General features: G+C 66.6%; 24 protein-coding genes and 1 tRNA gene. 14 read left to right on the top strand and 11 right to left on the bottom strand.

Translation table 11 applies throughout. The annotated features are described in order from the left end of the window. Positions 1–121 precede the first annotated feature (121 nt). Positions 122–1,540 carry a protein adenylyltransferase SelO gene (locus R2C4_RS07200; RefSeq protein ID WP_141890126.1) on the bottom strand — a complete coding sequence of 473 codons (1,419 nt, stop codon included), beginning with the start codon at positions 1,538–1,540 and terminating at the stop codon, positions 122–124. A gap of 57 nt (positions 1,541–1,597) precedes the next feature. Here R2C4_RS07200 and R2C4_RS07195 point away from each other — a divergent pair, with 57 nt between their 5' ends. Further along, the gene (locus tag R2C4_RS07195; RefSeq protein ID WP_141890125.1) at positions 1,598–2,017 is read left to right on the top strand and encodes a cupin domain-containing protein; all 420 of its coding nucleotides are present in this window, start codon (positions 1,598–1,600) and stop codon (positions 2,015–2,017) included. Positions 2,018–2,083: 66 nt separating this feature from the next. On the opposite strand, the gene R2C4_RS07190 is transcribed toward R2C4_RS07195, so the two are convergent. Continuing rightward, the gene (locus R2C4_RS07190; protein ID WP_141890124.1) at positions 2,084–3,193 is read right to left on the bottom strand and encodes an anhydro-N-acetylmuramic acid kinase; all 1,110 of its coding nucleotides are present in this window, start codon (positions 3,191–3,193) and stop codon (positions 2,084–2,086) included. A 143-nt stretch (positions 3,194–3,336) separates the two neighbouring features. Between R2C4_RS07190 and tyrS the strand changes: the two genes are divergently transcribed. Continuing rightward, the gene (tyrS, locus tag R2C4_RS07185) at positions 3,337–4,593 is read left to right on the top strand and encodes a tyrosine--tRNA ligase (protein WP_141890123.1); all 1,257 of its coding nucleotides are present in this window, start codon (positions 3,337–3,339) and stop codon (positions 4,591–4,593) included. A 416-nt stretch (positions 4,594–5,009) separates the two neighbouring features. On the opposite strand, the gene R2C4_RS21210 is transcribed toward tyrS, so the two are convergent. Continuing rightward, positions 5,010–5,147 (bottom strand): hypothetical protein, encoded by a 138-nt coding sequence (locus R2C4_RS21210; RefSeq protein ID WP_167510245.1) that lies wholly within the window; start codon positions 5,145–5,147, stop codon positions 5,010–5,012. Between the two features lie 45 nt (positions 5,148–5,192). On the opposite strand from R2C4_RS21210, the gene R2C4_RS07180 reads away from it, so the two are divergent. From R2C4_RS07180 to R2C4_RS07170, 3 genes are all read left to right on the top strand, one after another. Then, the gene (locus R2C4_RS07180; RefSeq protein ID WP_141890122.1) at positions 5,193–6,110 is read left to right on the top strand and encodes a GNAT family N-acetyltransferase; all 918 of its coding nucleotides are present in this window, start codon (positions 5,193–5,195) and stop codon (positions 6,108–6,110) included. A gap of 101 nt (positions 6,111–6,211) precedes the next feature. Beyond that, positions 6,212–6,967 (top strand): SDR family NAD(P)-dependent oxidoreductase, encoded by a 756-nt coding sequence (locus tag R2C4_RS07175; RefSeq protein ID WP_141890121.1) that lies wholly within the window; start codon positions 6,212–6,214, stop codon positions 6,965–6,967. A gap of 284 nt (positions 6,968–7,251) precedes the next feature. Continuing rightward, positions 7,252–7,806, top strand: coding sequence for a sugar O-acetyltransferase (locus R2C4_RS07170; protein ID WP_141890120.1), 555 nt, complete (start codon positions 7,252–7,254; stop codon positions 7,804–7,806). 145 nt (positions 7,807–7,951) lie between these two features. On the opposite strand, the gene R2C4_RS07165 is transcribed toward R2C4_RS07170, so the two are convergent. From R2C4_RS07165 to R2C4_RS07155, 3 genes are all read right to left on the bottom strand, one after another. Next, positions 7,952–9,760, bottom strand: a complete 1,809-nt coding sequence (locus R2C4_RS07165; RefSeq protein WP_141890119.1) for an ABC-F family ATP-binding cassette domain-containing protein — start codon at positions 9,758–9,760, stop codon at positions 7,952–7,954. Positions 9,761–9,829: 69 nt separating this feature from the next. Further along, positions 9,830–10,570: a GNAT family N-acetyltransferase gene (locus R2C4_RS07160; RefSeq protein ID WP_141890118.1), complete on the bottom strand. Its 741-nt coding sequence runs from the start codon at positions 10,568–10,570 to the stop codon at positions 9,830–9,832. An 80-nt stretch (positions 10,571–10,650) separates the two neighbouring features. Further along, positions 10,651–11,124, bottom strand: coding sequence for an outer membrane protein assembly factor BamE (locus R2C4_RS07155; protein ID WP_058288061.1), 474 nt, complete (start codon positions 11,122–11,124; stop codon positions 10,651–10,653). Positions 11,125–11,223: 99 nt separating this feature from the next. Here R2C4_RS07155 and R2C4_RS07150 point away from each other — a divergent pair, with 99 nt between their 5' ends. The 8 genes from R2C4_RS07150 to R2C4_RS07115 all read left to right on the top strand — a co-directional run bounded on the left by R2C4_RS07150 (position 11,224) and on the right by R2C4_RS07115 (position 17,959). Beyond that, complete coding sequence (locus R2C4_RS07150; protein ID WP_058288060.1) at positions 11,224–11,760, top strand: YceD family protein; 537 nt, start codon at positions 11,224–11,226, stop codon at positions 11,758–11,760. Between the two features lie 225 nt (positions 11,761–11,985). Continuing rightward, positions 11,986–12,192, top strand: coding sequence for a 50S ribosomal protein L32 (gene rpmF, locus R2C4_RS07145; protein WP_008558107.1), 207 nt, complete (start codon positions 11,986–11,988; stop codon positions 12,190–12,192). Between the two features lie 37 nt (positions 12,193–12,229). Continuing rightward, positions 12,230–13,342 (top strand): phosphate acyltransferase PlsX, encoded by a 1,113-nt coding sequence (plsX, locus tag R2C4_RS07140; protein ID WP_058288059.1) that lies wholly within the window; start codon positions 12,230–12,232, stop codon positions 13,340–13,342. A 16-nt stretch (positions 13,343–13,358) separates the two neighbouring features. Then, positions 13,359–14,333: a beta-ketoacyl-ACP synthase III gene (locus R2C4_RS07135; RefSeq protein WP_141890117.1), complete on the top strand. Its 975-nt coding sequence runs from the start codon at positions 13,359–13,361 to the stop codon at positions 14,331–14,333. 101 nt (positions 14,334–14,434) lie between these two features. Continuing rightward, the gene (gene ihfA, locus R2C4_RS07130; RefSeq protein ID WP_008207184.1) at positions 14,435–14,737 is read left to right on the top strand and encodes an integration host factor subunit alpha; all 303 of its coding nucleotides are present in this window, start codon (positions 14,435–14,437) and stop codon (positions 14,735–14,737) included. 16 nt (positions 14,738–14,753) lie between these two features. Continuing rightward, on the top strand, positions 14,754–16,514 hold the full coding sequence (locus R2C4_RS21375) for a MerR family transcriptional regulator (protein WP_244940793.1): 1,761 nt from the start codon (positions 14,754–14,756) through the stop codon (positions 16,512–16,514). Positions 16,515–16,677: 163 nt separating this feature from the next. Then, a tRNA-Pro gene (locus R2C4_RS07120) sits at positions 16,678–16,754 on the top strand. A gap of 125 nt (positions 16,755–16,879) precedes the next feature. Next, the gene (locus R2C4_RS07115) at positions 16,880–17,959 is read left to right on the top strand and encodes a 2'-deoxycytidine 5'-triphosphate deaminase (protein WP_141890116.1); all 1,080 of its coding nucleotides are present in this window, start codon (positions 16,880–16,882) and stop codon (positions 17,957–17,959) included. A 131-nt stretch (positions 17,960–18,090) separates the two neighbouring features. On the opposite strand, the gene R2C4_RS07105 is transcribed toward R2C4_RS07115, so the two are convergent. After that, positions 18,091–18,621 (bottom strand): Lrp/AsnC family transcriptional regulator, encoded by a 531-nt coding sequence (locus R2C4_RS07105; RefSeq protein ID WP_141890115.1) that lies wholly within the window; start codon positions 18,619–18,621, stop codon positions 18,091–18,093. 71 nt (positions 18,622–18,692) lie between these two features. Between R2C4_RS07105 and R2C4_RS07100 the strand changes: the two genes are divergently transcribed. Then, positions 18,693–19,844, top strand: a complete 1,152-nt coding sequence (locus R2C4_RS07100; RefSeq protein ID WP_141890114.1) for an MFS transporter — start codon at positions 18,693–18,695, stop codon at positions 19,842–19,844. Here R2C4_RS07100 and R2C4_RS07095 read toward each other — a convergent pair. The 4 genes from R2C4_RS07095 to nagZ form a co-directional block, all read right to left on the bottom strand. Next, positions 19,819–20,019, bottom strand: coding sequence for a hypothetical protein (locus tag R2C4_RS07095; RefSeq protein WP_141890113.1), 201 nt, complete (start codon positions 20,017–20,019; stop codon positions 19,819–19,821). The genes R2C4_RS07100 and R2C4_RS07095 overlap by 26 nt on opposite strands. An 87-nt stretch (positions 20,020–20,106) precedes the next feature. Beyond that, positions 20,107–20,775 carry an SMC-Scp complex subunit ScpB gene (scpB, locus tag R2C4_RS07090; protein WP_414671961.1) on the bottom strand — a complete coding sequence of 223 codons (669 nt, stop codon included), beginning with the start codon at positions 20,773–20,775 and terminating at the stop codon, positions 20,107–20,109. Positions 20,776–20,789: 14 nt separating this feature from the next. Continuing rightward, positions 20,790–21,584 (bottom strand): segregation and condensation protein A, encoded by a 795-nt coding sequence (locus R2C4_RS07085; RefSeq protein ID WP_141890111.1) that lies wholly within the window; start codon positions 21,582–21,584, stop codon positions 20,790–20,792. Further along, the gene (nagZ, locus tag R2C4_RS07080) at positions 21,577–22,581 is read right to left on the bottom strand and encodes a beta-N-acetylhexosaminidase (protein WP_141890110.1); all 1,005 of its coding nucleotides are present in this window, start codon (positions 22,579–22,581) and stop codon (positions 21,577–21,579) included. The genes R2C4_RS07085 and nagZ overlap by 8 nt, the downstream gene beginning before the upstream one ends. Positions 22,582–22,635 lie beyond the last annotated feature (54 nt).

Here is a 22,635-nt window from a genome sequence, read left to right as displayed (position 1 = left end):
ATGCGGCCCAAGCACAACCGGCATCCGGCCGCAGGGGGGGAGCGCTGGGGGCTGTCTGCCCCCTCTTGAGCCTGCGGCTCAATTCACCCCCGAGGATATTTCCAGCCAGAAGAACAAGCGCTCAGGTGCCGCAGAAGGTCGCCTGCACCACTTCCTCGGGCAGCGGCGGGCGCTGCAGATCGGCGTGCTCCGGCTGGTCGTCGTAAGGGCGGGCCAGCACATCGTTCAGCCGGTGGAACAGGGTGTAATCCCCTGCCACCGCGGCTGCGATCATGTCCTCGATCCGATGGTTGCGCGGGATGAACGCCGGGTTGGCGCGGCGCATCACCGCTTGCGGGTCCGGCTCCCCCTCCAGCCGTGCCTTCCAATCCGGCTCCCAGGCCTCAAAAGCCGCCGGATCGGTGAACTGGTCCCGTGCCGTGCCATCCGCCAGAGCCCGGAAGGTATTGGTGAAATCGCTCTGATTCTCCGCCATCCGTCCCAAGAGGGAGGTCACCAGCTCCAGGTCGCCCTCCTGCGCCGAGGTGATCCCCAGCTTGGCGCGGAAGCGCCGCAGCCAGGCCGCCTCCGTCAGCGCAGGCATCGCATGAACGATCTCCGTCGCCGCCTCGACACCATCCTGCGGGTCGTCCAGCTGCTGGATCAGCGCGGTTGCCAGCTGCGCCAGGTTCCACACCGCAATCGAGGGCTGGTTGGCATAGGCATAGCGCCGCCCGCGGTCGATCGAGGAGAACACCGTGTGCGGATGGTAGACATCCATGAAGGCGCACGGCCCATAGTCGATGGTTTCCCCTGAGATCGAGAAGTTGTCGGTGTTCATCACCCCGTGGATGAAGCCCACCGCCATCCACGCCGCAATCAGCTCCGCCTGCGCATCGCGCACCGCGCTGAGCAGCCCCATCGGCCCCTCCGCCTCCGGGTAATGGCGGGCAATGGCATAGTCCGTCAGCCGCCGCAGGCTCGCCTTGTCGCCGCGGGCGGCGAACACCTGGAACGTCCCCACCCGCAGATGGCTTGCCGCGACCCGCGTCAGCACCGCACCGGGCAAGCCGCCCTCGCGCCAGACGGTCTCGCCGGTTTCCGCCGCCGCCAGTGCCCGGGTGGTCGGAATGCCAAGCGCGTGCATCGCCTCGCTCACCACATATTCCCGCAGGACCGGCCCCAGCCAGGCGCGCCCGTCGCCGCCCCGGGAATAGGGCGTCCGCCCCGACCCTTTCAGCTGGATGTCGCGGCGTTTGCCGTCGGTGCCGACGGTCTCGCCCAGCAGGATCGCGCGCCCGTCGCCAAGCTGCGGGTTGTACGTGCCGAACTGATGCCCGGAATAGAGCTGCGCCAGCGGATCGGCGCCGTCCGGCACCCGGTTGCCACCGAACACCTCCGCCATCTCCGCCGTGTCTCCGGGCGTGATCCCCAGGATGCGCGCCAGATCCTCGTTGAACGCCACCAGCCGGGGCGCCTTCACCGCCTGCGGCGGCAGTTTGGAGTGGAACTGCCCCGGCAGAGCGGCGTAGGTGTTGTCAAAAGGGATCCTGAGTGTCATGGCCCAAACATATGATCGGGATTGAGATTTACCAGCATGAAAGCGGAGAGAGCAGGCATGGACGCGGATCAGATCATCGAACACCTGGGCCTGCAGCAGCACCCGGAGGGCGGCTGGTACAGAGAGACCTGGCGGGCCGGGAACGAAGGACGCCCCGCAGGCACCTGTATTTACTTCCTTTTGAAGACCGGCGAGGCCAGCCACTGGCACCGCGTCGATGCGGCTGAGATCTGGCTCTACCACGCCGGCGCGCCGCTGGTGCTGTCGCTGGCGGCAACGGACGAAGGCCCGGCGCAGGACCACCTGCTGACCCCGGATCTGGCCAAGGGCGCACCGCAGCTGATCGTGCCGGAAGGCCACTGGCAGGCCGCCCGCAGCACCGGGGACTACACGCTGGTAAGCTGCACGGTGTCGCCGGGATTCCAGTTTGAAGGCTTCGAGCTCGCCGCTCCAGGCTTCGACATCCCGCGCGGCTGAGCGCAAATTTCTTCTAAAGAAATTTGGCAAGAATTTTCAGAAAATTCTTGCGCCCCGCCGCAGCGCTCACGCATCCGGCACGCTGACCACCCCGCCGCCGACACAGGCACTCACTCCTGTGGTGCCGGGTGCCGAAGTCGGCAGGCCGCGCGCCACCCGCACCGCCAGATGGGCAAAGGCCTGCGCCTCCAGCATGTCGCCGTCGAGCCTAGCATCCTCCACCGGCTTAACCGGGCAATCGAGCGACACCCGCAGCATCTCCATCAGCACCGGATTGCGGCGCCCGCCGCCGGTGACCAGCACGACCTCCGGCGATTCCGGGCAATGCTCCATGCCCTGTGTCACAGCGGCTGCGCACATGGCGACCAAGGTCGCCGCCGCATCCGCATCGCTCAGCTCCTTGACCAGCCCGACCATCTCGGCAAAATCGTTCCGGTCCAGCGACTTGGGCGGCATCCTTGCGAAATAGGGCTCAGCCAGAAACAGCTCCAGCGCGCCGGTTTCCACGGTGCCGGAGCGCGCCACCTTGCCGTCCGCGTCCCAGGGAATGCCCAAGCGCTCCTGCACCAGATCATTGACCGGCGCATTGGCCGGGCCGGTGTCAAACGCCAAGAGCGCGCCCGGTTCTTCGGGCCGGTCGAACCGCGGATCCACATAGGTCAGGTTGCCGACCCCGCCGAGGTTCAGGAAGCATAAGGGCCGTTCCGCACCGATGTATTTCGCGCAGGCAAAGTGAAAGAACGGCGCCAGCGGCGCGCCCTCGCCGCCCATCGCCACATCGTCGCTGCGGAAATCCCAGACCACCGGCTTGCCCAGATGTTCGGCCAGCGCCGCGCCGTCGCCCACCTGCAGGGTCCCCCGCAGCCGCGGCGCATGGGCCAGGGTCTGGCCGTGAAAGCCGACAATCTCCACGTCCGCGAACTCCGCCAGCGCCGCCGCATGGGCCGCATCGCAAACCTCGGCCGCGGCCTCCACCTCAGGACCGGTCCATTTGCCCAGCCCCGCGCGCAGGACGCTGCGCTCCTCTGCCGAATACTCCCGGTAACTGCTCTCGCCAAACCCGTGAATGCGCGCGCCGTCGGTGATCACCACCGCCGCATCCACCCCATCCAGCGAGGTGCCGCTCATCGCGCCAAGCGCCCTGACCGCGCCCGTTTTCCCAATGGCCTTGCTCATGGCCCCTGCCCCTTTCTAGGATCCGGGCCGTCCCGCCCGTTCGTGTCGCATACTACAGCGCATATTTTGCCGGGAAAACAGGTTCCAACCCACGTCAATGCGATTTATAGGGCATGGGGCAAAACCATAGACCGAGGCATGTTATGACCTACACACCGAAATCGGATTTCGTCGCAGTCATGATGGAACGCGGGTTCCTCGCGGACTGCACCGATTATCAGGGGCTGGACGAAGCCCTGCTGCAAGGTGTGCGCCCGGCCTATATCGGCTTTGACGCCACCGCGAAGTCGCTGCACGTCGGCTCGCTGATCCAGATCATGATGCTGCGCTGGTTCCAGAAGACCGGCCACCAGCCGATCACCCTGATGGGCGGCGGCACCACCAAGGTGGGCGACCCCTCCTTCCGCGCCGACGAGCGCCCGCTGCTGACCGAAGCCCAGATCGACGACAATATCGCGGGCATCAAGAAGGTATTCTCTGCCTACATCGACTATGACACCGACGCGCCGAACAAGGCGCTGATGCTGAACAACGCCGAATGGCTGGACGGCCTGAACTACCTGGAATTCCTGCGCGACATCGGCCGCCATTTCTCGGTGAACCGGATGCTGTCGTTCGAAAGCGTGAAATCGCGTCTCGACCGCGAGCAGTCGCTCAGCTTCCTCGAATTCAACTACATGATCCTTCAGGCCTACGACTTCATGGAGCTGAACCGCCGCTACGGCTGCATCCTGCAGATGGGCGGCTCGGACCAGTGGGGCAATATCGTCAACGGCATCGACCTGACCCGCCGGGTGATCGACCATGAGGTCTATGGCCTCACCTCGCCGCTCTTGACCACCTCGGACGGCAAGAAGATGGGCAAGACCGCCGAAGGCGCGATCTGGCTCAATGCGGAGATGCGGTCGCCTTATGAGTTCTGGCAGTTCTGGCGCAACACCACCGATGCAGACGTGGGCCGGTTCCTGAAGCTCTATACTGAGCTGCCGGTGGCGGAATGCGAGCGTCTGGGCGCGCTGGCAGGATCGGAGATCAACGCCGCCAAGGTGATCCTCGCCAATGAGGTGACCACCCTGTGCCACGGCGCCGAAGCGGCGGCGGCGGCAGAGGCCACCGCGCGCGAGGTGTTCGAGAAGGGCGGTGTCGGCGATGACCTGCCCACCCTGACCCTGTCGCCCGCCGATCTGGGCGACGGCATTTCGATCGTGCAGCTGATCGTGAAATCCGGCCTCGCCAAATCCGGCAAGGATGCCAAACGCCTGATTGCGGAGCATGGCGCCAAGATCGACGACCAGCCGCTGACCGACGCAGGCCTGATGATCGACGCGGGCGCGCTGGCCTCGCCGATCAAGCTGAGCGCGGGCAAAAAACGCCACGCCCTGGTGCGGCTGGACGGCTGAACCATTCGGCATGAAACGGGAGAAAGGGAGCCTTCGCGCTCCCTTTTTTCTTGGCCGCAGGATCTCCCGCCCATTCCAGCTGCATCAAAGATGGAGCTTCATGGTTGGGCATGGCGCCGCGCTGCCGCGCGGCGCGGCGGCGTTTCCCTGGCTGCGGTCCGCAACAGGCCAGCACCGAGGCCAGCACCGGGTCAAGGGCCGCGCCAGCGGCCGTGCGCAGCACGGTTTACCCTTGAGGCGGAGCTGGCCGGAATAGACTGGAACTGGCGTTTAAGGGCAGATTTGACCTTAAGCGCCTCTCAGCAATCTATTTGCTGCGCAGCAGCGCGCCGCGCAGCGGCGCCATGCCCAAGACCGCACAAAGGCGCAGTGGCACAGCCAATGCACCTGCGGGCGCGGGAGCCCGGCCGGCCGCCTCAGAACACCACCGCCTCCACCACCGTCAGCACCAGAAACACCGGCACCGACAGGCCGATCGCAATCAGCAGCGCCGCTGCCTTGGTCATCCGCGGGGCCGCCGCCGTCTGCCCCATGATCTGTGTTGCCTTTTTCATGCGTTCATTAACCCTGATTTAGGTTTCCAGCGCGTTAATGGGGCCATGTTCGACAGCGCCCCCGATCCCGACTTGCCCGCCGCGGCAACCGCCCGCCCGCAGCTCCGCGCCCTCCAGCAATCGCCGGAGTTTGCCCGCGCGCTGATGGCCTGCGGCCAGGAGCCGCTGGTGCTGGACGGCACGCTGGTGCTGCAGCGCCGCCTGCCCGGCGGGCTGCGGCTGGCGATGGTGAACCGGGCGGACCTCGGCAACCCCGCCCCGCTGATGGCCGCGCTGCGCGGCCAAGGCCTGGGCCGCACCCCGCTGATCCTGTCGCCAGAGGCCCCGGCGCCGCATCTCGCCCGCCTCGGCGCGGTGCCGCTGGCCACGCCAGCCCATGCTGCGCTTTGGGATCTGACCGGCGATCCGGACCAGCGCCGCGCCGCCCTGCATCAGAAATGGCGCAACCGGCTGAAACACGGCGAGGCGCAGGCCCTCCGCCTCACCCGCCAGAACCTGCCGCACGACGTGCGCCACTGGCTGTTTCAGGCCGACGCGCAACAGCAAACGATGCGCGGTTACCGCAGCTGGCCCATTGGCCTCACCCTCGCCTATGCGCGCGAAAATAAGGGGCAGGCGAAACTCTTTCAGGCCTTTGAGGGCAAGGACCCCGCCGCCGCCATCCTGATCCTCACCCACGGCAGCACCGCCACCTACCACATCGCCCACACCACCCGGCGCGGCAAACAGCTCAGCGCCCATACGCTCCTGCTGTGGGAGGCCGCCAGCTGGCTTGCCTCAAAAGGCATCTGCCGCCTGGATCTGGGCCTCATCAATACCGAGGACGCCCCCGGCCTGGCCCGGTTCAAGCTCGGCACCGGCGCCAGACTGCACCGGCTGGGCGGCACCTGGGGCCTCTGGCCGCCGCTCGGCCGCCTGCTGCGCCCGCTGGCACGGCTCGACCGGCGCCTGATGGCAGGCTGACATCCGCACTGCCGCTGCCGCGACGCCCCGTCCCGCTGGACAGGCCGGGGGCAAACCCATTATATGAACGCATGTTCAGATAACCGGGAGGAGCCCCGCTCATGAAACTTGCAGATACCGCAGCCGTGATCACCGGCGGCGCATCCGGCCTGGGTGAGGCCACCGCGCGCTATTTCGCCGAACAAGGCGCCCAGGTCACCATCCTCGACCGCGATGCGGAGCGCGGCCCCCAGGTGGCAGAAGAAATCGGCGGGCATTTCGCCCAGACCGATGTGACCAGCGAAGAGTCGGTCTCTGCCGCCATCGCCCATGCGGCGGAAAAGATGGGCAAGATCACCGCTTGCGTGAACTGCGCGGGCATCGCCATCGGCGCCAAGACCGTGGGCAAGGAGGGCGCGCACCCGCTCGATGCCTACAAGCGCACCATCGACATCAACCTGGTCGGCACCTTCAACGTCGCCCGCCTCGCCGCCGTGGAAATCGCCAAGAACACGCCCGATGATGACAACGCCCGCGGCGTGATCATCAACACCGCCTCCATCGCGGCCTTTGACGGGCAAAAGGGCCAGGCCGCCTATGCCGCCTCCAAAGGCGGGGTTGCCGGCATGTGCCTGCCGATGGCGCGCGATCTGGCGTCTTCCGGCATCCGGGTGATGACCATCGCGCCGGGCATCTTCATGACCCCGATGCTGGCGGGCCTGCCGGAAGAAGTGCAGCAGCAGCTGGCGGCAGACGTCCCCAACCCCGCCCGCCTGGGCGATCCGCGCGAATACGGCCGCCTCGCAGGTTTCATCGTCGAAATGGGCTACCTCAACGGCGAGGTGATCCGCATCGACGGCGCTCTGCGCATGCGCTGACGCCCCGCCGCTGGTTGCGGGTCAAGGGCGGCACAGCCGCCGTGCGCAGCACGGTTCACCCTTGACGCGCAAGCAGCGGATCACACACTCGAAAACGCGTCTTCAGGGCAAACCTGCCCCTGAAGCGCTTCTCAGCCAATCCCCTTCACACCGCGCCAGCGGTGCGCGGCCCAAGGCCGCACAAAGGCGCCTTGGCGCAGCCAAGGCACCTGCGGGCGCGGGAGCTCCCCGGGCAATTGACAATCCCTGCCGCCCACCCTTCACTCGCGGCAAGGAGGCCCCCCATGACCAAGTCAGAACGGCAGAAAATGCAGGCGGGTGAGTGGTACTGTTGCCGGGACAGCGAACTGTCAGCGTTGCGCCATCAGGCCCGGGTAGCGGTGCACCAGCACAATGGGGCGCCCCCTGATCCTGCGGAACAGCTCAGCCCAGCCTTGGCCAAACCCTTTGCCGCCCAAGGCGAAAACTGCCTGATCGAGGCGCCCTTCCACTGCGCCTACGGCATCCACATCACCCTTGGAAACGACGTCTACATGAACGCGGGCTGCACCACCCTGGACACCGCGCCCGTGACCATCGGCGACCGCACCATGCTGGGGCCGAACGTGCAGATCTACTGCGCCCAGCACCACACAGACAGAGGCTTACGGGCGAAGGGCCTCGAAATCGCATGCCCAGTCACCCTCGGCGCAGACGTCTGGATCGGCGGCGGCGCAATCATCCTGCCCGGCGTCACCATAGGCGACGGCGCCATCGTCGGCGCAGGCGCTGTGGTGACCAAACACGTCGCCGCGGGCCAGACCGTCACCGGCAATCCGGCCCGCCCCCGGCACCCGTAATCAAACGGTAAACCCAGCGCCCGCCGCCCTTACCCTAAATTCACATTTCTTGATGAATTCCAAAGTTTTACGGCAGCAACTTTGACCAAATGTTTCGCGCGCGAAACATTTGGTCAACCGCACTGACCTACCCAGAAAACCAGCGTCAGCCCCCGGCTTTTTCTTCCAGCAGCAGCCATTCCTCTTCGGCGGCGGCCAGCTTCTCCTGCCGCTCCACCAGCGCCTCGGTGGCCTTCTTGAACTTGACCGGCTCGCGGGTGAACAGCTCCGGGTCGCTCATCAGCTCCTGCAGCTTGCCGATCTCCGCCTCCAGCCGCTCGATCTCGCCGGGCAGCGCCTCCAGCCGGTGCTTTTCCTTGAAGCTGAGGCCGTCCTTGGGCTGGGCCTCCTGCTTCGGCTTGGACTTCGCAGGCTTCACCTTCTCAGGCCGCTCCGCAACCTCCAGCGGCCCGCGCTGCGCGATGTAATCGCTCCAGCCGCCGGCATAGGCCGTGGCCTTGCCGTCGCCTTCCATCGCAATTGTGGTGGTCGCCACCCGGTCCAAAAAATCCCGGTCGTGGCTCACCAAGAGCACGGTGCCATCGTAGTTGTCCAAAAGCTCCTGCAGCAGGTCCAGCGTTTCAACATCCAGGTCGTTGGTCGGCTCGTCCAGCACCAGGAGGTTCGAGGACCGCGCCATCAGCCGAGCCAGCAACAGCCGCGCCTTCTCGCCGCCCGACAGCGACCGCACGGGCGCCCGCGCCTGACGCTCGTCGAACAGGAATTCCTTGAGGTAGCCCACAACGTGCTTGGGCTGGCCGCGCACCATCACCTGATCGGCCTTGCCGGAAATCCCCAGCAAGGGATCGGCGGTCAGGTTCTCCCACAGGGTCGAATCGCCGTCCAACTGATCGCGGGTCTGGTCAAACAGCGCGATTTCCAGATTGGTGCCCAGCTGCACCTTGCCTGCATCCGGCTGTTCCATGCCTAAAAGCATCTTCAGCAGAGTGGTCTTCCCCGCGCCATTCGGGCCGACAAAAGCCACCCGTTCGCCGCGCTGCACCTTCAGCGAGAAGTCCTTGACGATCTGCTTGCCGCCAAACGCCTTGCTCAGCCCCTCGGCCTCGATCACCTTGCGGCCGGACTTGGGGCCGGCCTCCAGCGCCATCTCCGCCGCACCCTGCCGCTTGATCTGGCCGGCGCGCTCCGCCTTCAGATCCTGCAGTGCCCGCACCCGGCCCATGTTGCGCTTGCGCCGGGCCGAGATGCCTTCGACCGCCCAGCGGCTTTCCGACTTGATCAGCCTGTTCAGCTTGTGGCGCTGCATGTCCTCGTCTTCCCAGACCTTGTCGCGCCAGGCCTCGAAATCCTCAAACCCCTTCTCCTGGCGCCGCACCTCGCCGCGGTCCACCCACAGGGTGGCGCGCGTCAGCGCCCGCAGGAACGCCCGGTCGTGCGAGATCAGCACAAAGGCCGCGCGGGTGCTTTTGAGCTCGTTCTCCAGCCAGGTGATCGCCTCGATATCCAAGTGGTTCGTGGGCTCGTCCAGCAGCATCAGGTCTGGCGCTTCGGCCATCAGCTTGGCCAGCGCGGCGCGGCGGCGCTCGCCGCCGGAAGCGGTTTCCACCGGGCGGGCCGGATCAAACTTCAGCCCTTCGCCCGCGCGCTCCACTTTGTACATTTCGCCGGGGTCCAGCTCGCTGGCGGCAAAATCGCCCAAGGTGGCAAACCCCTCCATCTTCGGGTCCTGCTCCATGTAGCCGACGGATTTGCCCGGCGGCACCACGATGTCGCCCTGATCGGCTTCAACAATCCCCGCCATCACCTTCATCAGCGTGGATTTTCCCGAGCCGTTGCGGCCCACCAGCGCCACCCGGTCGCCGGGCTGCACCACCAGATCGAGGTTCGAAAAAACCGGATCGCCCCCAAAGGTGAGGGAAATGCCGGACATCTGCAAAAGAGGAATACGTGCCATGCCAGCCAGCTACCCCGGCGGCAAAATCGCGTCAACGCTCCCCGTTCATCTTTCCAAAAATACTCAAAATCACCCGGCCACCGCGCGCAGCAGCCGTTTGCGGGCCTCCGGGATCGCGCCGGTCTCCAGTCCGGTGAACACATGCAGCGTGTTCATCTGCCGGTCCACCACCGCATGGTCGCTGACCCAGCCGCCCATCGCCAGATAGGTCCGCAGCAGGGGCGGCATTGCCTGCAGCGCCCGCCTCATATCCGGCGCCTGCTGCAGCTCAGCTGCATAGCGGACCACCTCGGGCGCCTTCTCCCCCACCCGCCACTGCGCCGGGGCCAGGTGCCGCTGCCGCAGCAGCGCAAACGTGTCCAGATACGGCGCGGCAGAGGTGCCCGCGAAGGAGGAGCAGCCAAACAGCATCTGCACCCCCTGCCCGTCCACCAGGCCCGTCACTGCCCCCCAGGCGAGCCGCAGGATGTCCGGGTCGTGCCAGTCCGGATGAATGCAAAAGCGGCCCAGCTCCGCCATCGGGCCGGCAAAACCCCGAAGGCCCGGCAGCTCATAGAATTGCGCCGCATAGCTGTGCTCCAGCCCGCCGCCGTTCGGCAGCACCAGCAGCCGGAAACAGCAGACCAGGGTGCCGCTCGCTGCGTGCTCGACCAGGACATGGGCGCAGCGGCTGTCAAAGGCGTCGCAGTCGGTGCCGGGGGTGCGGAAACACAGCGTCCGCAGGGCCTGCGCCGCCGCCACATCCGCCGTCCCGGCGGCCAGCCGGGCAAGATACTGGCCTCTGCTCAGCAATAGATCCGGCTCTGCCATGGCTGCCCCCTGCTGCAGGCCTGCGCTGGCGCGGCGCGCATATCCGGGCGCAGACGCGGCAGCACAGCCGTGAAACCGGGTTACTCGGAATTCAGAAGCTGGCCGGGGCCGAAGTTGCCCAGGTTGCCCAGCAGCTGGCGCAGGAAGGTGCTGTCTTCCACCCCGGAGCTGGTCACCCGGCGTTCCAGCGGCACCACCTTGCCGTCTTCCAGGCTGTAGCGGCGGATGCCCTCCACCACGCCCTGCGCGTCAAAGCTGATCGCCACCAGGTCCCGCGCCACCGGTTTCGGCGCGGCAGCGCCATAGTGGCGGAAGCGGGTCGCGACATAATAGTAGCCGCTTTCGTTCAGCACCCCGGTCGAGGACGGCACCCCGATGGTTTCGGCCACCGAATCCCTTGTATCGATCCCCGGCACCACCTCGGCCAGCTGGCCCGGTGTGGGCACGTAGCCATGCTTGCGGTAGACCGACGCGCAGGCCGCCAGCGCCAGCCCGGCCGCCGCAAATACCGCGCCGCGCAGAACGGACTTGTAATGAAACGCCTTTGGAAACATGAGGGCCCCCCGAGCCTCGCCGCACAGCGCGGCTTGAATACGTCTTTCAACCCGATTACCTAATGACCGCTTCCGGTTCAAGAAACGAAAGTCCCCAACATGTCTGAGAGCACCGCTTTGCGGGTGGCGGACCTGCCGCAGAACACCCCGACCGCCTTTGAAATCATCCCGGGCAAGGAGGAGCTGGCCGCCCTGGCCGCAGAGCTGGGGGTGAATGCCCTGCGCAAGGTCCGCTTCACCGGAGAGATAAAGGCCCTGGGCAAGCGCGACTGGCAGCTGACCGGCGCCCTGGGCGCGACCGTGGTGCAGGACTGCGTGGTCACGCTGGAACCGGTGACCAGCCGGATCGAGGAAAAGGTGAACCTCACCTATACCGCCCGCTACGAAACGCCGGAAGGCGCCGAGGTGGAAATGCCCGACGACGACAGCATCGAGCCGCTGGGCAGCCATATCGACCCGGGCCAGGTGATGGCCGAGGCGCTGGCGCTGCACATCCCGCCCTACCCGCGCAAGGACGGCGCCGAACTGGGCGAGGCGGTCTATGCCGAAGACGGCGTGGCGCCGATGCGGGACGAGGACGCCAAACCCTTTGCCGGGCTTGCCGCGCTGCGCGGGCAGCTCAAAGATGAGGACTAGAGGCAGTTTTTTCGCACATGCGGAAATTGTTTCTGGCGCCGGGCGCGGCGCTGCCCTAAAAAACACCTTGCGCCGCCGGAGATTCGCAGTATTTTCGCGCGCTCATCGGAATTTTTGGTTGGACAATGCTTAGGCAGCCGCCTAAACGCACGTCACACCGATCGAACACGAATGCAATCGCGCCGCGGGGATGGCCCCAAGGCCCAAACAGACAAAGGTTGAGACATGGCCGTCCAACAGAACAAAGTATCCAAATCGCGCCGCAACAACCGCCGCGCGCACGATGCACTGGTTGCTGCGAACCCGAACGAATGCGGCAACTGCGGCGAGCTGAAGCGCCCGCACCACGTGTGCCCGTCCTGCGGCCATTACGACGACAAGGAAATCGTCGCGGCAGCTGACGAAATCGAGATCGACGAGGACGCGGCGTAAGCCACGGACCGGATCCTGATGCCAGGCAGGCTTTCGCATGACGGGTAAACCCGCGAAAAATCAGGCAGAAGCCGGCCGCATCATCATTTCTGTTGACGCCATGGGCGGAGACGCCGGCCCTGCTGTTGTAGTGGCCGGCATTGACATGTCGGCACAGAAAAACCCGGATATCGGGTTCATCCTGCACGGCCCCGCCGAGCAGCTGCAACCTCTTGTCGCCAAAAAGCGCGCCCTTAAGGGCCGCGTCGAGATTCGCGATGTCCGCGATGTGGTGACGATGGAGGACAAACCCTCGCAGGTGATGCGCAACGGCAAGGGCACCTCGATGTGGTCCGCGCTGGAGGCGGTCAAGAACGGCGAGGCAGGCGGCGCGGTCTCCTGCGGCAACACCGGCGCGCTGATGGCGCTCAGCATGCTGCGCCTGCGCAAGCTGCCGGGCATCAACCGCCCGGCCATTGCCATCCTGTGGCCGTCGCTGAACCCGCAGGGCTTCAACGTGATGCTGGATGTCGGCGCCGACGTTAAGGCGGATGCCGAGGACCTGCTGCAATACGCCCTGATGGGCACCTCTTACGTGCGCAACTCCATGGACATCGCCTGCCCGCGGGTGGGGCTGCTGAACGTGGGCACCGAAGAACACAAGGGCCGCGCCGAGCTGAAAGAGGCCTTCGGGCTGATTGCGGACAATGCGGCGCAGGCGAGTTACGAGTTCGTGGGCTTTGTCGAGGGCAGCGACATTCCCGGCAACGCGGTGGATGTGATCGTCACCGACGGCTTCACCGGCAATGTGGCGATCAAGACCGGCGAAGGCACCGCCCGGGTGATGCGCACCGCACTGCGCGAAGCGTTCCAGTACTCCTTCCTGTCCAAGATTGCGGCGCTGCTGGCGATGACCTCGCTCAAGCGGCTGTCCAAGCGGATGGACCCGCGCCGCGTCAATGGCGGAGTATTCCTGGGCCTGAACGGCACCGTGGTGAAATCCCACGGCGGCGCGGATGCCACAGGCGTTTCGGCGGCGGTGAAGCTCGCCTTCCGCCTGGCGCAGCACGGTTTCGCCGAAAAACTGGCCGCGCGGGTTGCATCTGCCGGCGCGCATACCCAAGATAATACTGCTTCCCGCACCCCGCGGGCGGCCACCGAAAAAGACTGAAATAGGCAGGCACCGGATGACGCGACGCGCGGTAGTTGTTGGCATAGGGCACTATCTCCCTGAACGGGTGGTTGAAAACGCGGAATTCGAGACCTCGCTGGACACCACGGACGAATGGATTCGCACCCGGTCCGGCATCGAACGCCGCCATTTCGCCGCTGAGGGAGAAACCACATCGGATATGGCTGCCAGGGCCGCAGAGCGCGCTTTGGCGGATGCGGGCCTGACCGCTGACGATGTGGACGCCATCATCGTGGCCACCTCCACCGCCGACCTCACCTTCCCCTCTGCCGCCACCATGGTGCAGTCCAAGCTGGGCATGACCAAGGGCTTTGCCTTTGACGTGCAGGCGGTCTGCGCGGGCTTCGTTTATGCGCTCAGCAACGCCAATGCGCTGATCGCCTCGGGCCAGGCCAGCCGGGTGCTGGTGATCGGCGCCGAGACCTTCAGCCGGATCATGGACTGGACCGACCGGGCCACCTGCGTGCTGTTCGGCGATGGCGCCGGCGCGCTGCTGCTGGAGGGCCAGGAGCTGGCGGGCACCAACAAGGACCGCGGCATTCTGGCAACCGATCTTAACTCGGACGGCCGCTACAAGGATCTGCTGTATGTCGACGGCGGCGTGTCCTCGACCCAGTCGACCGGCCATCTGCGGATGCAGGGCAACCAGGTGTTCCGCCACGCGGTGGAAAAACTCGCCTCTACCGCGAACACCGCGCTGGACCGCGCCGGGCTGTCGGCGGCGGATGTGGACTGGATCGTGCCGCATCAGGCCAATATCCGCATCATTCAGGGCACCGCCAAGAAAATGGGCCTGAGCATGGACAATGTGGTGGTAACCGTGCAGGATCACGGCAATACCTCCGCGGCCTCCATTCCGCTTGCCCTGTCTGTCGGCAAAGAGCGCGGCCAGATCAAAGAAGGCGACCTGATTGTGACCGAAGCCATCGGCGGCGGTCTGGCCTGGGGTGCCGTTGTGCTGCGCTGGTAACTCTTCCAGCCGGAATCCCGCCCGAAACACCCCGCGCAATTCATTGATATTGACAGGGAATTTCCCTGCGCCCTATGCTTTGGCAAACAACGGGGATTGGTATGGGCGAAAAAACACTGACACGAATGGATTTGAGTGAAGCTGTTTTCCGGGAAGTCGGCCTGTCGCGCAATGAAAGCGCGCAGCTGGTGGAAAGCATGCTGCAGCATATGTCGGACGCCCTGGTGCGCGGTGAACAGGTGAAGATCTCCTCGTTCGGGACATTCAGCGTAAGGGATAAGTCTGCCCGGGTCGGGCGGAACCCGAAGACCGGCGAAGAGGTGCCGATTCAGCCGCGCCGCGTGCTGACCTTCCGGCCTTCCCACCTGATGAAAGACCGCGTGGCAGACGGCAACCGTAAATAACGGGACCAATTGAGCCATGTCAAAATCACCGGACGCCTTCCGCACCATCAGCGAAGTTGCGGACTGGCTGGGCGTGCAGGCGCATGTTCTGCGCTTCTGGGAGAGCAAGTTCACCCAGGTCAAACCTGTCAAGCGGGCCGGCGGGCGCCGCTATTACCGGCCTGCGGATATGCGGCTTCTGGGCGGCATCAAGAAACTGCTGCATGACGACGGGATGTCGATCAAGGACGTTCAGGCGCTGCTGCGCGAGCATGGCCCCGCCCATGTGGCGGAGTTCTCGCACCCCGTCGACGGCGCAGCCGCCGAGCGCTCCGCGCCGGTGCCGCCGGCGGACAGGCTGGGCGATGACTGGCAAAGCTCGCTGGAGCTGAGCCATGAGCAGGCGGCAAAAGAGGACACGGGTTCAGAAGCCAGCAATGTGGTCGGCTTCCCGCAACAGGACGCCGCGGCAGACGATATCCTGCAGGACCCGGCAGACGCCCCCGCAGCAGTAAGCCCCGCTGCCCCGGCGGATGCCCCGGAAACTGAGGAAACCGCCGCCGACGCCGCTGCCCCCGCCGCTGCCCCCGCCGCTGCGCCGGAGCCGCAGATGCGGATGGATCTGGCCGCGCCCGCCCCAGAGACCGGTGCCGAGGACGAGACCGGGGCGGCGGCAGAATCAGAACCTGGCCCATCCGCCCCGTCCCCCCTTGCGGCGCAAGACCCGGCAGCGGATGGCACCGCGCCCGCGCCGGCAGAGGCCACAGAGACACCCCTTGCCCCTGCGGTGGAACCAGACACCGCCTCCCCCTGGAGCGAGGCCGCCGCTGAGGACACGGCTGAAGAGACCACAGCAACAGCGGCTGCCCCCGCAGACTCCGCCCCGGTCGACCCGGCACCGGAAGGAATGCAAGACCCGCAAGACGGCGATGACAGCGCGGGCTGGGACGCGGGAACCGAGCCGGCAGCGGCACCGCCTGCCGCCGAAGAGGCACAGCCGGACGCGCCGGACGGCTTTGGCACACCGGCTGAAACCGGATCCGCTGAGACCCTTCCGGAAGAGCCTCCCTTGACCGCAGCAGAGCCGCCCGTGCTGGAGGATACGTCCGCTGCGGAAACCCTCTGGGCGGACGCGCAAGAGCCTGCAGACAGCGCGCAGCCTGCGGACCCTGCCCCGAAAGCAGCTCCGGACTTCCCGGCGGATTCGGACGCGGCTGATCTGCCGGAACAGTCTGCCGCCCAGGAAACGGCGGACGACCACACAGGCCCTGCAGCGGCTGATCCGCTGGCAGCCCCAATACCCGAACCGGACCCGTCCGAGGACACCCTGGCTGCCGCGGCGGGCGTTCAGCCGGAAGAGCCGCTGGACTTTGGCAACGGCGCAGAGCCGTTTGCCGCCGCCATGGAGGCAGACCCCGGCGCGGATGACGCAGACGCCGCAGCCGATCCTGCCGCCGCCTTCCCGCCGCACGATCTGGACCAGGCCGCCCGGCAGGTTGATGCGCTGGAATTTGGCTCCGGCTTTGCCCCTGACGCGGATGCGGCTGCTGAGCCGGACCAGCCGCAAGACAGCCCGGCGGCAGCGCCTGAGGCCGAAACCGGCGAGGCGGCAGACGCCCCTGCCCCTGTCCTGCCACACCCCGGTGTTTTGTCCCATCTGGCCGCTGTCCGCAGCCTGCCGCCGCAGACGGTGGCCGCAATCGCTGCCTGCGCCGAAGATCTGCGCGCCCTGGCGGCCCGCGGCGCAGTTGCAGGGCCACCGGTCTCCGGCGCCGGGTCCGGTCCGGACCTCCCCTGATTTCACGGGCGTTTCCCGCGCCGGGAAGCGCCCCCTGCACCCGCGCGGGCCTGCGCGCGCGGGCCTGCAACTGCCTCAGCCGGCAGGATTTCCGGGCGGATGCGCAAAAAATCTTGCCGCCCCCTCTTGCCCCTGCCGTGAAAACGGTTAGAAGGCTGTTCAACGGGCTATGGCGCAGCCTGGTAGCGCGTCCGTCTGGGGGACGGAAGGTCGCAGGTTCGAGTCCTGCTAGCCCGACCATTTGAAAAACGCCCGGGTGCTTCGGCACCCGGGCGTTTTCATATCCCGGCCCTGAATTGCCGATTGCGCAGCGGGGCCGATTGGGCCAGCATCGCCGGAAAATCCGGCGCGGGGAGGGACAGGAAATGACAGGCGTTTTGCCCAGCCAAACCATTGAAAACATGCTGGAGAACGGCGCTATCACCGTCAGCACCCCGCTGGTGGAGGGTCAGGTGCAGCCTGCCAGCCTCGACCTGCGGCTGGGCAATGTCGCCTACCGGGTGCGCGCGTCTTTTCTGGCGGGCCAGGGCCGCAGCGTCTCCGACCGTCTGACGGAATTCGAGATGCACCGCATCAGCCTTGATGGCGGCGCGGTGCTGGAAAAGGGCTGCGTCTACGTGGTGCCCTTGATGGAAGGTCTGGCGCTGCCGCAGGATGTTTCCGCCGTGGCCAATGCCAAAAGCTCCACCGGGCGGCTCGACCTTCTGACCCGCACCATCACCGATGGCGGCGAGGAATTCGACCGGATCAAGCCCGGCTACCAGGGGCCGCTTTACGCCGAGATCTGCCCGCGGTCGTTCTCGGTGCTGGTGCGGCCGGGGATGCGGCTGAACCAGATCCGGTTCCGCCGCGGCCAGGCGGTGCTGTCGGATGCGGAGCTGAAGATGCTGCACGCGGGCACGCCGCTGGTCGATGGCGAGGCGATGATCGAGGATGGCTTGGGCTTTTCCGTCGATCTGAAGCTGCCGGGCACCGATCTCGTCGGCTACCGCGCCAAGCCGCATACCGGCGTCATCGACCTGGAGCGGATCGGGGAATACGACCCGCAGGAATACTGGGAGGAAGTGCGCACCAAGGATGGCCGCATCATCCTGGACCCCGGCGCGTTCTATATCCTGGTGAGCCGCGAGGCGGTGCATATCCCGCCTGCCTTTGCCGCCGAAATGGCGCCCTATCTGGCGATGGTGGGCGAGTTCCGGGTGCATTACGCGGGCTTCTTCGACCCTGGCTTTGGCCATGACGCCGCGGGCGGGGCCGGATCGCGCGGGGTGCTGGAGGTGCGCTGCCATGAGGCGCCGTTTGTGCTGGAGCATGGCCAGGTGGTGGGACGTCTGGTCTATGAGAAGATGGCCGAGGTGCCGGAGCAGCTTTACGGTGCCGGCATTGCGTCGAACTACCAGGGTCAGGGGCTGAAGCTGTCGAAGCACTTCAAGACGCCAGCCTGAACCCTTTAGCCCGGCGGCACCGCCGGGCAGCGCCCGACCCTCCCGTCAAACCGAAGGTTTGCCTCTGGCAAAACGGGAGGGCGCTTCGCACCCACCCAGGGTCAGGCGCCGTCCGCTGCACTTTCAGAGCGTCACTTCACCGGCCCGCCTTCTGCCAGATTCTGTGTCGTGCCCGCCTGCACCGGCCGGTCCAGATGCGTTGACAGCACCGTATAGGTGCGGGTGGCGCGCACGCAGCCGACCTCATAGATCCGCGCAAGCAGCCCCTCCAGCGCCCTGGGGGAGGCGACGCGGACCTTGAGGATCAGGTTGGTGTCCCCGGCGGAGCTGTGCACCTCCTCCAGTTCCGGCATCTCCTGCAGCGCCAGCAGGCCGGTGGTCACGCCCCACCCCTCGGTATCCACATGGATGAAGGCCAGCAGCGGCTTGCCCACCGCGGCTCCGTCGAGCCGCGCCACCGTTGCCTCGATGGTGCCCGACGCGCGCAGCCGCTTGACCCGCTCATGCACCGCGGGCGCCGACAATCCGACGTTCTGGCCGATTGCGGCGTAAGAGAGTGTCGCGTCCCGGCTCAGCGCGCCTAATATTTTTCGGTCCAAAGCGTCCAGCGCGCGGGGAGTCCCAGCCGTTTTCCGAACCCCATCTGTTTTTTCTTCTGCCATCTTCGCCCGCCCTTCACAGAACCATGTTCAGCGCATAGCAGATTTACCTGAACATTCTTAAAGGTAAACCCATGCGAACCCCGATTCTGATCTTGATGAGCGCGATAGGCGTGATTGGTGCGAACTCGCTGCTGCTGTCGCCGGTGGTGACCGCTGTCAGCCAAGCCCTGAATGCCACCACCGCAGAGGTGATGCGGGCGGCCAGCGCCTATGGGCTGGGGGTGGCTGCGGCGGCACTGCTGCTGGCGCCGCTGGCGGACCGGATCGGTGCAGGGCGGCTGCTGCGGGCGGCGCTGTTGCTGCTGGGCGCCGGGCTGGCGGCCAGCGCGGCGGCGGCGGATGTCCGGATGCTGATGGCGGCGCAGGCGGTCTGCGGGCTGGCGGCGGGGGCCGCCCTGCCCTCGATCTACACGCTGGCGATGGTGATTGCCCCCAAGGGGCGCGAGGCGCGGGTGCTGGGGCTGGTGCTGTCGGGCTGGACAGTGTCGCTGGTGCTGGGCGTCAGCGTCAGCGCCTGGGCCACCGATCTGGCGGGCTGGCGCGCGGTCTATGGCACGCTGGCATCTGTGGCGCTGCTGCTCTGGGCCGCCTCCGCCTCCCTGCGCGCTGCGGGCAGCCCCAGCGGCCAGGCGACCTCGCCGCTGACGGCGCTGCGGGTGCCGGGAATTGTCCGCGGGCTGCTGTCCACCGCACTGATGATGCTGGGGTTCTACAGCAGCTATTTCTTCACCGGCGCGCATATCACCCAAGGCCTGGGGCTGAGCATCACCCAAGCCGGGCTGCTGCCGCTGTTCTACGGCATCGGGTTCGGGCTGGCGGTGCTGCTTGATCCGCTGCTGGACCGGCTGGGCCTGGCGCGCGCCACGCCGCCGGTGTTCCTGGCGGTCACGGCCAGCTATCTGCTGATGATGGTCTGGGCGGACAACTATGGGCTGCTGCTGGGGCTGGCGGTGCTGTGGGGGATCGGCCAGCATCTGGCACTGAATCTGGTGGTGGCGCGGGTGACGCTGCTGGACCCCGGGCAGCGCGGCGCCATCATGGGGCTGTTCAGCACCGTGACTTACTTATGTGTCTTTGCAGCGCCTTTTACCGGAGCGGCCGCTTATGCCGTCTGGGGGCTTGCGGGCTGCCTGGGCGTGTCGGCGCTGCTGTCGGCCAGTGCCGCGCTGGAGGCGCTTGGCCTGAAACCGGCGGCGCCTAGCGCTGGCGGCGCCCCTGCTTGACGGAGGGAATGCGCGAGCGGCCCGCCTGCTGCACCGGCGGGGCGCTCTGCCCCTGACCGCGGTCCCGCGGCTTGCTGCGCCTGGCGACGGCGTTGATGCCTGCGTTCACACCGGCGCCCACCGCGCGGCTGACAAGCCGCCGCAGCACCATGTTGATGATCCAGTTGATATTCACCGTGCTGGCCCCCCGTGTCCGGTTCTGCCAGGCATCCTAAGCGCAGATTAAGCCGATTTCGAGGCGCCTGGACAGCCGCCGGCGCCGTCACTCCTCGAACAGTTCCGCCTGTTCTTCCGGCTCGTCGTCCTCGTCGCCGCTCTGGCCCAGCGGCAGGCTGCCCGGCGGCGGGCGGTTTTCCAGCAGACCCGCGGCGCGCAGCTCCTTCAGGCCCGGCAGGTCGCGGGCGCTTTCCAGGCCGAAGTGATCCAGGAAGTCCGGCGTCACCACAAATGTCACCGGGCGGCCCGGGGTCATGCGGCGGCGGCCCAGGCGGATCCAGTTCATCTCCATCAGCTGGTCGATGGTGCCGCGCGACACCGACACGCCGCGGATCTCCTCGATCTCGGTGCGGGTGACCGGCTGGTGGTAGGCGACAATCGCCAGCGTTTCGATCGCGGCGCGGCTGAGCTTGCGCAGCTCGGTGGTTTCCTTCTGCATCAGAAAGCCAAGGTCCGGCGCGGTGCGGATCGCCCAGGCATCGCCCAGACGCACCACCCGCACGCCGCGGCCCTCATAGCGCTTGCGCAGATGCTCCACCGCCTCGCGCGGGTTGCAGCCATGCGGCATCCGGCTTTCGAGGTCGCGCAGGGTGACGGGCTCGGCGCTGGCAAACAGCACCGCCTCCACCATCCGCTCCTGCTCCGCCATCGGCGGCGCGTCAAACAGCGAGTCACTATCTTCGCGGACGGGAGCGCCCTGGCTCTGACCGTCCATGATCTGGTCTTCCATCAGCTATCCTCGTTCAGGCTGCGCAGCTGGAGCGGCGCAAATGTTTCGCTCTGGCGCAGCTCGGCCTTGCCTTCCTTGACCAGCTGCAGCGAGGCGGCAAAGGTCGCCGCGGTGGCCGACCGGCGTTTCACCGGATCGCTGTGCCAGCCGTCCGGCAAATAGCTGATCAGGTCGGTCCAATCGCCGGTAAAGCCCAACAGGTGGCGCATCCGGTCCAGCGCCTCCTCCATGGTGAAAACCGAGTCTCGGTCCATCACGAAGGGGCGGAAATCCTCTTTGGTGCGGATGCGGGCATAGGCCTGCATCAGGTCCAGGAGATTGGCGGTATAGGTGACGGTCTTGATCCGGGCGACGGTCTCTTCCTCGCCGCGCCCGAAGAAGTCGCGGCCCAGCCGGTCGCGGCCCATCAGCCGCGCGGCAGCGTCGCGCATCGCCTGCAAACGCTCCAGCTGGAACGCCAGGTGGGCAGCCAGTTCTTCGCCCGATGGCCCCTCTTCCTCCGGGTCGGGGGGCAGCAGCAGGCGGGATTTCAGGAAGGCGAGCCAGGCCGCCATCACAAGATAATCGGCCGCCAGCTCGATCCGCAGCTCCTTGGCCTTCTCGACAAAGGTCAGATACTGCCGCGCCAGTTCCAGCACGGAGATCTTGCGCAGGTCCACCTTCTGGGTGCGCGACAGCGTCAAAAGCAGGTCGAGCGGGCCTTCGAATCCGTCCACGTCCACGATCAGGGCCTCGGCCGCCAGCCGTTCCTCTACCGATGTGTCCGCGTCTGAAAAGAGTGTCTGCTCAGCCATACACCTGCCCGCCCATGAGGGCGGCAAGTTCGTCTTCGGCGGCCTGAATGTCAAGATCCGCAGGGGGTTTGCGGGCGGCCAGCGCGCGGTCTGCGCGGGTTTGCGCTGCCGCTGTCATGCCGCCTGCGGCCTCCGCCACGGCGATCCGGTCCGCCAGCGGCGCATTGCACAGCAGGACCACGTCGCAGCCTGCCGTCAGCGAGTCCCGCGTGATGTCCGTCAGCGCGCCCTCGAGCGCCTTCATCGAAATATCGTCGGTCATGATCAGCCCGTCAAAGCCGATCTGCTCTCGGATCAGCTGCATCATCACCGGCGAGGTGGTGGCCGGGCGGCTGTCATAGGCGTCATAGACCAGATGCGCGGTCATCCCCAGCGGCAGATCGTTCAGCGCTTTGAAGGCGGCAAAATCGCTTTGCTCCAGTGTCTCCGGAGCGCTGGCCACATGCGGCAGGTCCAGATGGCTGTCGGCGGTGGCGCGGCCATGGCCGGGGATATGCTTCAGCACCGGCAGCACGCCGCCGTCCAGATGCCCCTGCGCCACCGCGCGGCCGATGGCGGCAACGGCCTGGGTGTCTTCGCCATAGCAGCGGTTTTTCAGGAACGCATGGGTGTCGGCGCAGGCCACATCGGCAATCGGCGCGCAGTTGCTGTCGATGCCGAGGCCGTGCAGCTCATGCGCGATCAGCCGGTAGCGCAGGTACATGGCGCGTTCGGCGCCGGCGCCGGCCCGCTCAACATGCTCCAGCGGCGGCAGCCAATTGCGCGCCAGCGGCGCGAGCAGCCGCTGCACCCGGCCGCCCTCTTGGTCGATGGTGATCACGCAGTCGCGGCCCACAGCCTCGCGGAAGTCGCCGCACAGCGCGCGCACCTGATCGGCGCTTTCGATGTTGCGGGCAAACAGGATGAAGCCGAAGGGATCGGCATCGCGGAAGAACGCCTTTTCATTTGCGCTCAGGCGCAGGCCGTCGGCGTCGAGGATGGTGGCTCCGAAAGTCATGAGTGTGCCCTATCGCCCCCTTGGATCCGGGAGGGCAGCGCCCGGCCCGGGGTG

It is taken from the genome of Leisingera aquaemixtae (assembly GCF_006740765.1).
Classification (GTDB): domain Bacteria; phylum Pseudomonadota; class Alphaproteobacteria; order Rhodobacterales; family Rhodobacteraceae; genus Leisingera; species Leisingera aquaemixtae.
Note: the sequence above shows the minus strand (reverse complement) of the source record. Positions and strands in the feature narration are given on the sequence as shown.

Excerpts from the sequence above, each read along its gene's own strand:
- R2C4_RS07200 (WP_141890126.1), bottom strand. The coding sequence starts at position 1,540 with ATGACACTCAGGATCCCTTTTGACAACACCTACGCCGCTCTGCCGGGG.
- R2C4_RS07195 (WP_141890125.1), top strand. The coding sequence starts at position 1,598 with ATGGACGCGGATCAGATCATCGAACACCTGGGCCTGCAGCAGCACCCG.
- R2C4_RS07190 (WP_141890124.1), bottom strand. The coding sequence starts at position 3,193 with ATGAGCAAGGCCATTGGGAAAACGGGCGCGGTCAGGGCGCTTGGCGCG.
- tyrS (WP_141890123.1), top strand. The coding sequence starts at position 3,337 with ATGACCTACACACCGAAATCGGATTTCGTCGCAGTCATGATGGAACGC.
- R2C4_RS21210 (WP_167510245.1), bottom strand. The coding sequence starts at position 5,147 with ATGAAAAAGGCAACACAGATCATGGGGCAGACGGCGGCGGCCCCGCGG.
- R2C4_RS07180 (WP_141890122.1), top strand. The coding sequence starts at position 5,193 with ATGTTCGACAGCGCCCCCGATCCCGACTTGCCCGCCGCGGCAACCGCC.
- R2C4_RS07175 (WP_141890121.1), top strand. The coding sequence starts at position 6,212 with ATGAAACTTGCAGATACCGCAGCCGTGATCACCGGCGGCGCATCCGGC.
- R2C4_RS07170 (WP_141890120.1), top strand. The coding sequence starts at position 7,252 with ATGACCAAGTCAGAACGGCAGAAAATGCAGGCGGGTGAGTGGTACTGT.
- R2C4_RS07165 (WP_141890119.1), bottom strand. The coding sequence starts at position 9,760 with ATGGCACGTATTCCTCTTTTGCAGATGTCCGGCATTTCCCTCACCTTT.
- R2C4_RS07160 (WP_141890118.1), bottom strand. The coding sequence starts at position 10,570 with ATGGCAGAGCCGGATCTATTGCTGAGCAGAGGCCAGTATCTTGCCCGG.
- R2C4_RS07155 (WP_058288061.1), bottom strand. The coding sequence starts at position 11,124 with ATGTTTCCAAAGGCGTTTCATTACAAGTCCGTTCTGCGCGGCGCGGTA.
- R2C4_RS07150 (WP_058288060.1), top strand. The coding sequence starts at position 11,224 with ATGTCTGAGAGCACCGCTTTGCGGGTGGCGGACCTGCCGCAGAACACC.
- rpmF (WP_008558107.1), top strand. The coding sequence starts at position 11,986 with ATGGCCGTCCAACAGAACAAAGTATCCAAATCGCGCCGCAACAACCGC.
- plsX (WP_058288059.1), top strand. The coding sequence starts at position 12,230 with ATGACGGGTAAACCCGCGAAAAATCAGGCAGAAGCCGGCCGCATCATC.
- R2C4_RS07135 (WP_141890117.1), top strand. The coding sequence starts at position 13,359 with ATGACGCGACGCGCGGTAGTTGTTGGCATAGGGCACTATCTCCCTGAA.
- ihfA (WP_008207184.1), top strand. The coding sequence starts at position 14,435 with ATGGGCGAAAAAACACTGACACGAATGGATTTGAGTGAAGCTGTTTTC.
- R2C4_RS21375 (WP_244940793.1), top strand. The coding sequence starts at position 14,754 with ATGTCAAAATCACCGGACGCCTTCCGCACCATCAGCGAAGTTGCGGAC.
- R2C4_RS07115 (WP_141890116.1), top strand. The coding sequence starts at position 16,880 with ATGACAGGCGTTTTGCCCAGCCAAACCATTGAAAACATGCTGGAGAAC.
- R2C4_RS07105 (WP_141890115.1), bottom strand. The coding sequence starts at position 18,621 with ATGGCAGAAGAAAAAACAGATGGGGTTCGGAAAACGGCTGGGACTCCC.
- R2C4_RS07100 (WP_141890114.1), top strand. The coding sequence starts at position 18,693 with ATGCGAACCCCGATTCTGATCTTGATGAGCGCGATAGGCGTGATTGGT.
- scpB (WP_414671961.1), bottom strand. The coding sequence starts at position 20,775 with ATGGACGGTCAGAGCCAGGGCGCTCCCGTCCGCGAAGATAGTGACTCG.
- R2C4_RS07085 (WP_141890111.1), bottom strand. The coding sequence starts at position 21,584 with ATGGCTGAGCAGACACTCTTTTCAGACGCGGACACATCGGTAGAGGAA.
- nagZ (WP_141890110.1), bottom strand. The coding sequence starts at position 22,581 with ATGACTTTCGGAGCCACCATCCTCGACGCCGACGGCCTGCGCCTGAGC.